General features: G+C 67.2%; 3 protein-coding genes. All 3 read right to left on the bottom strand.

Features of this window, described 5'->3' with window-relative positions:
* Positions 1-1,658 (bottom strand): MCP four helix bundle domain-containing protein (locus tag D588_RS0119895; RefSeq protein WP_017917236.1); only part of this gene is annotated, 1,658 nt, incomplete at its 3' end.
* Positions 1,659-2,108: 450 nt separating this feature from the next.
* Positions 2,109-3,173, bottom strand: a complete 1,065-nt coding sequence (locus tag D588_RS0119890; protein ID WP_017910646.1) for a polysaccharide lyase family 1 protein — start codon at positions 3,171-3,173, stop codon at positions 2,109-2,111.
* 419 nt (positions 3,174-3,592) lie between these two features.
* The coding region (locus D588_RS0119885) for a M1 family metallopeptidase (RefSeq protein WP_017917235.1) at positions 3,593-5,387 on the bottom strand (1,795 nt) is incomplete at its 5' end.

Below are 5,387 nucleotides of genomic sequence, written 5' to 3'. Positions count from 1 at the left end.
AAGGCGATGCCGTCGATCACCGAGATGATGTCGGCGATGCGCCGCGACGCATCCTCGATGCCGCTCATGGTGGTCACCACCTGGCCGACCACGTCGCCGCCCTGCGAGGCGACCGAGGCCGCGCCGGCGGCGAGCTGATTGGCCTGGCGCGCGTGCTCGGCGTTCTGGCGAACGGTGGAGGTCAGTTCCTCCATCGAGGCTGCGGTTTCTTCCAGGCTGGCGGCCTGCTGCTCGGTGCGGCGCGACAGATCGTCGTTGCCGGCGGCGATCTCGCTGGCCGCGGCATTGATCGACACTGCCGAATGCTTGATGCGGCCGACGATGCCGGCTAGTTGTTCGGCGGTGGCGTTGGCGTCGTCGCGCATCTGCGCGAACACGCCGCGGAAGTCGCCGTGCATGCGCGCGGTCAGATCGCCCGCGGCGATCGCCTGCAGCAGGGTCGACAGCGCCTGCAGGTTGCCATCGGCGGTGGCCATCAGCTGGTTGAGGCTGTCCACCATCACCCGGAAGTCGTACTGGAAGCGCTCGGCGTCGCCGCGCGCGCTGAAGTCGCCGTCGGCGGCGGACGTCGCCAGTTGCTTGATCTGCCCGTTCATCGCCGACAGGTTGGCCTTGACCTCGTCCATGGTCTGGCTCAGCACCGCCTCCTCGCCAGGCAGGCGGTCCATGTCCTGCGACAGGTCGCCGATCGCGTAGCGGCCCATGATCTGCGCCAGGCGCGTCTTCACCGCCAGGTGCGAGGCCACCAGCGCATTGGTCTCGGCCGCCATGCGCCCGTAGTCGCCCGGGAAGGCCTGCGCTTCGATGCGATGGCTGACTTCGCCCGCGTCGTGGCGCTTGGCCATTTCCAACTGCGCGCCGATCAGGTTGCCGACCTGCTGCTGCATGCCCTGCATCGCGACCAGCAGACGTCCGGTTTCATCGCGGGCATCGGTACGTACGTCGTTGTCGAGCTTGCCGCTGGCGATGGCCTCGGCGACACGCGTGGCGCGGGTCAGCGGCACGGTCAGGCTGCGGGTGATCAGCCAGGCCAGCAGACCGCTGACCAGCACCACGAGCACGCCACCGGCCACCAGCAGGCTGCGGCCACGGTCCATCGCGACGTTGGCGCTGGCGTAGGCTTCGGCGCCGCGCGTGCGTTGCCGGTCGGCATAGGTATTGATCGCCTCCTGCCATTGCTGCGTTGCCGGTCCGGCCTGCGTCATCAGCACCTTCAACGCTTCGTCGGGCCTGTTGGTCATGCCCAGATCCAGCACCTTCTGATTGGCGACGCGCGTCCGCTCGTAAGCCTGGTCGATGGCCTTGCGCATTTGCGCGCCGGTGGCATCGCTGACCGGGATCGCATAGAGCTTGTCGTGGACCTCGCCGTAGTAGCGGCGCTGCTGGTCGACGGCCTTGGCGAACCGCTCGTTCTCTTCCTGCGTCGTCGGCAGCACGATGTTGCGCAGATTGACCGCCACCTGTGCGCTGGCATTGCGCATTTCGCCGGTGTAATCGAGGATCTGCATGCGCCGGTTGACGATGGTGTCCATCATCTCGCGCGCCTGTTTCAGCGTCAGCAGCCCGGCGACGACGAGCGCACAGGAGAGCAGGATGAGGACGCCGAAGGCGGACGCGAGCCGCGTCCCGACGTTGTAGCGTTGCAGGATTCCGATCATGAGGGGCCACCAAGTAAGAAAAGGAGAGCAGCCCGCGCCACGACCTGGATCGCGCAGGACACCCTCGGGCCAACGGCCTGGGCGCGATGCGACGGAGAAGAAGGAAAAGACACTTCCAGCACCGGCCGCATCGGGGGTGTCCCATGCGGGTACTCGTACTAGGTAACGGCGATACGCCCGGAATCTTGATGCGCAACTGCGCACAGTTTTCTAAATTCCCTCAGCATCGTGACTACGATGTACACGCTGAGCGTCTCCCTCACGCCACCGTTGCGCACCGGTAAATTCCACGTGAAACAAGGACTAGAAGGCGCCTTAGCGGCGCTGGCGCACGTCACACTTACCGCCGCAGGCATTGCCACGCGCACATCAAGAATGTCGTAAACGGCATATATCCGCGACCGCCCGGGCGACCGGCCTCCGCGCCGTCGGGCGCGGAGGCGGCGTGCCTCACTCGGCCAGGTTGGTGCCGGCACCGGCGGTGGCGATGACCTTGGCCTTGACCTGCGCGGCAGGGATCGCCGTGTACATGTAACCCAGCGACTCGGGATAGGTCTTGGACGAGATCCAGGTGGTGGCGTTGGCGTAGGGCTTGCTGGTGCTCTCCGGCACCGTCCAGGTGATGCCGCTGCCGACGTAGTTGTTGATCAGGTCCCAGTAGCCGATCTCGCTGCTGTCGCGCGAGGTCACCGGGTTCTTGATGTTCTCGAAGTAGTTGGCTTCGATCAGCGCCACCCCGCCCATGCGCACGTTGATGCCGGAGGTGAAGACGTTGTTGAAGTAGTTGTTGTAGATGTGGCTCAACCCGCGCCGCTGCAGCGGCAGGCGCGATTCCACGTTCTCGAAGCGGTTGTGATGGTAGGTGGTGCGCGCGGCGGCGTTCTGGGTATCGCTGTCGCTGTAGCCGTTGAGCGCGACCTTCTGGTAGTCGTGGATGTAGTTGTACGACACGGTGACGTGGTTGACGCCCTTCTTCATGTCGATGCCGCCGTCGAAGGACGCGTCGCCGGCGCCGGGGCATTTGGTCAGCGAGGCGAAGATGGTGTTGTGGTCCACCCAGATGTTGGACGGCTGGCCGCTGGAATTGCCTTCCAGCGAGATCGAATCGGCGTCCTCGCCGCCGGGCAGCAGGCCGATGGTCATGTTGCGGATGATGACGTTGTGCGCATTGCCGACCACGCGCACGCCGAAGTTGGCCGAGGAGCCGTTCGCCCCCTTGATGGTGATGTCGCGCTTGTTCTTGATCTGCACGGTCTTGGCCGGCAGCTTCCATTGCGTGCATACGTCGGTGATGCTGGCGTAGTTGAAGCTGCCGGTGTAGTTGAGCACCAGGCCGCCGGAGCCGGCGTAGTTGTCGATCGCCGCCTGCATCGCCTCCATCGTGGCGACGTTGACCGGAATGGCGTTGCCGCCACCGGTGGTGTTGGCGCCGTAGCCGACCGGGCCGGCGAAGGCCGGGGCGGCGCCGACGGCCAGAGCGAGCGCCAGTGCGCCCCTGCGGAACTGCTGCTGCATGATGTCTCTCCCATCTGTCGCGATGAGTGCAGGACGCATGACAGTGCATGCATGCGCCGGCACGGGGCGTGGGGGCCGGCGGCATTCTTGGAATGCACGCGGCGGCCGGTGCAATCGCCGCGACGCAGAACTGGAACCCTGCGCTCCGTTCGCCGCGCGGGACAGGACAAGCGGACACGCACGGTCCGCAGGAGACAGACAGCGACAGCCGGGGACAGGCCGTCCGCACGCACGCTGCGTTGGACGCACCTCGCCGGCAACGACGGCGAACGACCGTGCATCGCGCGCATCGCCATCGCCGTCGGCGCACTGCGCAGGGACAAGCGCACGCCGGCGCTGCGCGGCCGCGAATGTTGCGGCCGCAGCACGTTTGCGCGGGCCATCCGACGCCGAACAGGCGCCGGATGGCCGCGACGCGCTCAGCTCACCGTGTCCAGGCGGTTGTCGCTGCGGTCGGCGTCGGGCAGCACATGGTCCGGATCCAGGGTCACGTGCAGCACCTTCTGCGTACTCGGCACCCGGATCTGCGGCTGGGTCTGCTGCATCCAGGTCTCCACCGGCACGCGCTGATCGAGATGGCTGCCGTCGGCGAAGTCGATGCGCAAGGTCGCCGGCATCACCAGCTTCTGGCAGCTGCCCAAGGTCACCAGCAGGCCCTTGGCCGGATCATGGTCGACGTAAGCGGCCGCGGGCACGCCCATGTCCAGCTGCCAGTTGTTGAAATACCAGCCGCGCCACCACCAGCTCAGGTCCTCGCCGGCCTCGCTCTCCATCAGCCGGAAGAAATCCGACGGCGTGGGGTGCTTGTAGGCCCAGGTGGCGATGTACTTGCGGAACGCCGGATCGAAGCGCGCCGGGCCGAGGATCTGTTCGCGCAGCAGCACCAGGCCCAGCGCGCCCTTGAAGTAGGTCAGCGGATGCCGGTAGGTCTCGCTGGTGGCGTCGGCGCGATCGAGCAGGGTCGGCGCCTGCGCGTCGGCCAGCAGTGGCAGGATCTCGTCCACCGGGTTGCCGCCGCCGGGCGCGTACTCGCCATCGCGCTTGGGCGCGAATTCGCCATGGTTGATCGCGTCGGAGGCGTAGACGTCGATGAAGGTATTGAAGCCCTCGTCCATGAACGCATGGCGGCGCTCGTTGGAGCCGACGATCATCGGGAACCAGCCGTGGCCGAGTTCGTGCGCGGTGATCCAGAACAGTTGCTTGCCGCCGTCCTCCATGTCGTCGAAGACGATGCCCGGATATTCCATGCCGGCGCCGTGGCCGCCCAGGTTCACCGCCGCCGGCCACGGGTACGGATACCATTGCGAGAAGTGTTCGATCGAGGCTTTGACGAACTCGGTGGAGCGGCCCCACTTGTCGCTGCCGACCGCGCTGCGCGGATACACCGACATCGCCAGCGCATGCTTGCCCTCGGGCAGGTTGATCCGCGCCGCATCCCACACGAACGCCGGCGAGGCAGCAAACGCGACGTCGCGGGTGTGGTCCATGTGGAAGCGCCAGGTCTGGGTGCCGCTGGCGCTGGGCCGGCTGGCAGGCTTGCCCACCTCATCGGCGCCGCGGATGGTCACCGTGCTGTCGCTGGCGGCGGCTTGCGCGAGGCGCTGGCGCTGGGTGGCGGTGAGCACCTGCGCCGGGTTCACCAGCTCGCCGGACCCGGCCACCAGGTAGTCCCACGGCACCGTCACCGCGTAGTCGAAATCGCCGTACTCCAGGTAGAACTCCGCGCCCAGGTAGGGCTGGGTGTCCCAGCCGCGCAGGTCGTCGTACACCGCCATGCGCGGATACCACTGCGCGATCTCGTAGATGTCGCCGTCGGCGGTGGGCGTGACCGCGGTGCGGCCGCCCCAGGTGCCGGGCACGGTGTAGGCGTAGTCGATGTGCAGCTTGAGCGCCTTGCCGCTGGCCAGCGGCTGCGGCAGATCCACGCGCATGCGGGTGTCGTCGATCAGGAAGGTGGCCGCCACGCGCTTGCCGCCCTGCTCCAGTTCCACCTTGGCGATGCGGTAGCCCTCGGTGCTCTGCGGCGCGGGCCGGTCGGCACGCGCGGCGCGCAAGTTGCGGGCGCGGGCATCGCTGCGGTACAGGTTCTGGTCCAGCTGCAGCCACAGCACGTCCAGCGTGTCCGGGCTGCGGTTGCTGTAGGTGATGGTCTCCTGGCCGCGCAGCGTGTGCGTGGCCGGTTCCAGGGTGGCGTGCAGGTCGTAGTCGGCGCGG

It is taken from the genome of Xanthomonas sp. SHU 308 (assembly GCF_000364645.1).
GTDB lineage: Bacteria > Pseudomonadota > Gammaproteobacteria > Xanthomonadales > Xanthomonadaceae > Xanthomonas_A > Xanthomonas_A sontii.
Note: the sequence above shows the minus strand (reverse complement) of the source record. Positions and strands in the feature narration are given on the sequence as shown.